Source organism: Desulfovibrio sp. OH1186_COT-070, from assembly GCF_003860215.1.
Classification (GTDB): domain Bacteria; phylum Desulfobacterota; class Desulfovibrionia; order Desulfovibrionales; family Desulfovibrionaceae; genus Desulfovibrio.
Genome location: NZ_RQYH01000060.1, coordinates 1 through 4,224 on the forward strand (window position 1 = coordinate 1; position 4,224 = coordinate 4,224).

Sequence of the window (4,224 nt, forward strand, 5' to 3'; positions counted from 1 at the left end):
GCCTCAAGCAGGCCAAGACTTTTGTCCGATACCACCAGCCGGATCCGCTCAAGGCCACGTTCCCGCAAATACCGCAAAAATTGGCGCCAGCTTGCACTGTCCTCACGCGCTCCCTCGGCCACACCGAGAATTGCTGGTACTTACCCCGATGGACACAAGCACCGAGACGTTTTGCACTTCTCCGGCCCAAGAGCGTTTGAGCCAGATGCCGTCCACAAAAACATAGCGGCAACGACTGTCAAAAAAACACGGCAACCATTGCTGGCTGCCGCGCCTCTTTGTGTCATACCGTCTTTTGCAATCACGCGTTTTTCAGGTCCTGAATCAGCCCTGTCAGTCCCTGGGCCTGGGCCGCCAGATCAGACACGGCCTTGGCCGCCTCGGACATGGCCTCGGCGGTCTGCCTGACCATGGTGTCCACATGCCCGATGGACTGGTTGATCTCCTCGCTGGCCGCGGACTGCTCCTCGCTGGCCGTGGCAATGGCATTGACCTGATCCCCCGTGGCGTCCACAGTGCTCACGATTTCCTGCAGCGCCTGCCCCGAAAGCCCGGCCAGTTCCGTGGCCTGATTGACCTGCTCCACCGCGCTGTCCATGCTGTGCATGCTCTTTTCCGTGCTCTGCTGGATGGCCTGGATGGCATTGCTCACATCCGTGGTGGAAGACATGGTCTTTTCGGCCAGTTTGCGCACCTCGTCGGCCACCACGGCAAAGCCCCTGCCCGCCTCGCCCGCGCGGGCCGCCTCAATGGCCGCGTTCAGGGCCAGCAGATTGGTCTGGTCCGCAATGTCGGAAATGACGCCCATGATCTGGGTGATGTTCTGGGCGTGCTCGTTGAGCTGGCCCATGTCGTCCTTGAGCTGCACGGAAATCTGGCGCACGCCTTCAATGCTTTGCAGCGACTGTTCCACAATGCGCGCGCCGTGCTGGGCTTTTTCCCTGGTGTCGGCGGATGCGCCGGAGGCCGCGCTGGCGTTGCGAGCCACCTCCTGCACCGTGGCGTTCATCTCGTTCATGGCAGCGGCGGCCTCGCCCAACCGCTGCGCAGATTCGGCAGCGCTCCTGTCGGACTGCTCGATCTGGGCCGCAAGCTCTGTGGAAGCGGAAGAAATGACGCTGCCCACCTGCTCCAGCCTGTCGGCGGCGATGAGCATGGCCTCGGTTTTCTTTTGGGCTTCCTGACTGGCGGCTTCGGCCTGTTGCATGGCTTCCTGCGCCCTGGCGGACTGCTCCCTGGCGTTTTCCGATTCGCGCCGGGCGTTTTCGATGTGGTTTTTCAGGGCGCTCACCATGTCCACAATGGCCGCATACACGCCGCTTTTGGCCTTGCCGTCGTCAATGTCGTAATCGCCGTCCACCACGCGCAGGGCAAGGGTATTCAGTTCTCCGGGGTCCTTGCCCAACTGGCGCATGGTGTCGCGAACCATGAGACAGGTCAGCGCCACGGCAACCAGAAGCGCCACGCCAACAAGAACAAAACCGATGACCCGCGCGGCGGCATATGTGCTTGCCGCGTTTTCGCTCAGCATGTCGGCTCGCTGCATGATAAGCTTTTCAAGATCACTGATGGCAGAACTCATGCTCGTATAAGCCGCGTCGGCCTCACCGGTCAGCAGGACAATGGCCCGCTCCGTCTGGTTTTCCCGGGACAGCGCAAGGGTCTGCCTGGCGGCTGCGCGATATTTTTCCCGCACGACCAGATACGCCTGAAGGGCCTCTTTCCCTCGGGGGGTGACAAGCAGGCCTTCAAGCCCCTTGATGTCTTTGGCAATTATCTCGGAAAGGCCCTGACCGACTTTTTCGTATTCCCGCATCTTTTCCGCATCGGTTGTGTAAATATGCAGGACTTCCCTCAGGCGGTATTCCGAGGCGGCGTTGTTGATCTCGCCCGCCAGCTTCATGAGCACCACCTGACGACCGCTGATCTCGCGGGAAGCCTCGTTCAGCGCGGCCAACTGAAAGATGAAATAGACAGTCAGCCCCGCCATGAGTACGGTCAGCATCCCCATGCTCATGGATATTTTTGATGACAGTTTCATTCTTCCCTTCCTCCTGGCTTGTTGTCTGCCACTTTTTTCATGATTTTTGCCCCAGGATCATTTTCGGCAGTGCCCGAAAAAACCGCACCACAAAAAAACCTGCTGCCGGAAAGCAGAAACGCGCAAAAAGCGCAATTTTTGCAGACCAACGCTCTTTTTCCCGTTTTTCCGGAAGAACAGCGAAAAAAGCGTTACTGGCGCTCAAAAAAGTCCCTTGCCAGTACCATGCCTATCGGGCTGTGGCAAAAAAACATTACCCCTCGCGACACGCCTGCCGACGCGCTTTGGTTGGTGGGCGACACCCACGGCCTTCCCTTGCGACTCTTGTTTTCCTGGCATGACGTTTTGTGATCCGGAATTTGGCGAGATGATCGAATCCGACCACCCGACTTTGGATGAGGCAGTTCGTGTCGAGGACGACGCGCAATGGCTTCACCGCGCATCCTCTCTGGCCCACGCGATGGCGTCCGTCACATCGTCATCTGAAATACCCAGGGCCTTCAATTTTTCGCGTACAGAATCGGCGCGTTAAATTTTTACGGGCGTCAAAATAACCCGCCCATTTTCTGTGGATACCTCGAAGTATTCCGCATCCACTTGCTGCACAATGGCTCTGGGCAAGGTAAGCTGGTTTTTACTGGTCAGTTTGGCAAGCATGGCTCCTCCTTGCACGCAGAAAGCAAGATAGAGGCTATTCCCGCCTCCATGTCTGGGAACCCGCACCCAAAAGGTGCAACATATCCACCAAGTTCACGCAATGCATTCTCCCGGAAAAGGGAAAGCGATGCGACCGTGGCGTTGGGCCAATGTGCCTTCAGGCAAAGAAATTTGTATCGGTGAAATACAAACCTTCAGTCGTGAAAAGACTACCCGGCAGACAACCTCCCGTCAAACGGAGACAGCCTGCATACCTGAAGAACGCATAGCAAGGTGATCCATGAGGAACCAGATCGCCTTGTCCCAACCGACCCTGATGCCGGTCAAGCTTTCAGCGGCAAACCCTCCGGCAGCACAGTCAGGGGGTACGCTGCCTGCTTTTGCCGGCATGCCGGGCGCATGCCTCTCGCAATACGGCCTGCCAACGCGCTTTTTTGCATGCGGCACGCGCAAAGCGGCGGCAGCACCCTGCCATGAAACAAAAACGGCGGCACAGGCGCTGCTTGTGAACGCCGGAAGTTCCCCTCCATATGGAGCGGGAGATCATGCACGCAAAAAGCCGCCTGCGCACGAGCACAGGCGGCCATCATGTTTGCTGAAGATGCAGATCACATCATCTTGGTGTCGTCGTTGATCCGGTCAACAACAGCCTGCAACGATTCCGCACGGTAGGCAAAAAGCGTCAGCTTCCGCAGGGCATTGGCATCAGACGAACTGGCAATGTAGGAAGTCACGGACTGGGGAAGCGTACCAAAGCGCGCCTCCAGCAAATCCTGCAAGGCCAGGCCAAATCCTCTGGTTTCCCCAATGGAGATACCTTCAGCCCTGCCTTCAGCCTTGCCCTCAACCCTGCCTTCAGCCCTGCCTTCAGCCCTGCCTTCCGCCCTGCCTTCAGCCTTGCCTTCCGCCTTGCCTTCGGCCCACCCCATCATTACCCCCTGCCGGATGTATTCGTCCTTCCACTGAGCGGCGCGTTCTTCCAACATGGCGTCCACCTCCTGCAAGTCCTGAAATTCGGGGATGTCTTCTGTGATCCCGGAGCGTTTGAGCACAACACGCCCCAGCCATACGGTAAAAGCCCGACGCAAACCCACGTACTCCGGCCCATGCAGCCGGGCTATCAATTCCCTGATGATCTGCCGGACATCTTCCGGCTCCTGCGCCCGTTCCAGTTTCAGGAGTTGGGCGGCCAGGCCCCTGCTCTTGTCCAACGCGTCTGCGGGCACCCGGCTTTCGTCCAGCAAAAAATGCCGATGTCGGGGCCGATAGACTTTCAGGCTCTCCGGCATGGGAGCAAAGAGCGCCTCCACATCCTGCGGGGCCTTCCACGCCTTGCCTCCATTGTATATAACAATGGGAAACACCGGCGGCAAGCCTTCATTTTCGCGCACGCTTCCCGCCTTGACGAGATCGAGCAGCAACAGGGTTGTATAGGACAGGATGCGCAAAGCCATCCAGTGGTCGGGCGTGCTCTGGAACTCCAGAAGCAGGGCCACATAGCACCAGGAGCCTTTTTTCCAGCCCAC

4 protein-coding genes are annotated in these 4,224 nt (G+C 58.4%); all 4 read right to left on the minus strand.

What is annotated here, in order from left to right:
* Window positions 1–122, minus strand: a 122-nt coding sequence (locus tag EII23_RS13675; RefSeq protein ID WP_185702389.1) for a transposase, incomplete at its 3' end; no start/stop codon positions are given.
* 179 nt (window positions 123–301) lie between these two features.
* Complete coding sequence (locus EII23_RS11490) at window positions 302–2,041, minus strand: methyl-accepting chemotaxis protein (protein ID WP_124793489.1); 1,740 nt, start codon at window positions 2,039–2,041, stop codon at window positions 302–304.
* Window positions 2,042–2,569: 528 nt separating this feature from the next.
* Window positions 2,570–2,698, minus strand: a complete 129-nt coding sequence (locus tag EII23_RS13505; protein WP_260424708.1) for a hypothetical protein — start codon at window positions 2,696–2,698, stop codon at window positions 2,570–2,572.
* 608 nt (window positions 2,699–3,306) lie between these two features.
* Window positions 3,307–4,224: Rpn family recombination-promoting nuclease/putative transposase (locus tag EII23_RS11505; protein ID WP_124793491.1), on the minus strand; the 918-nt coding region annotated here is incomplete at its 5' end.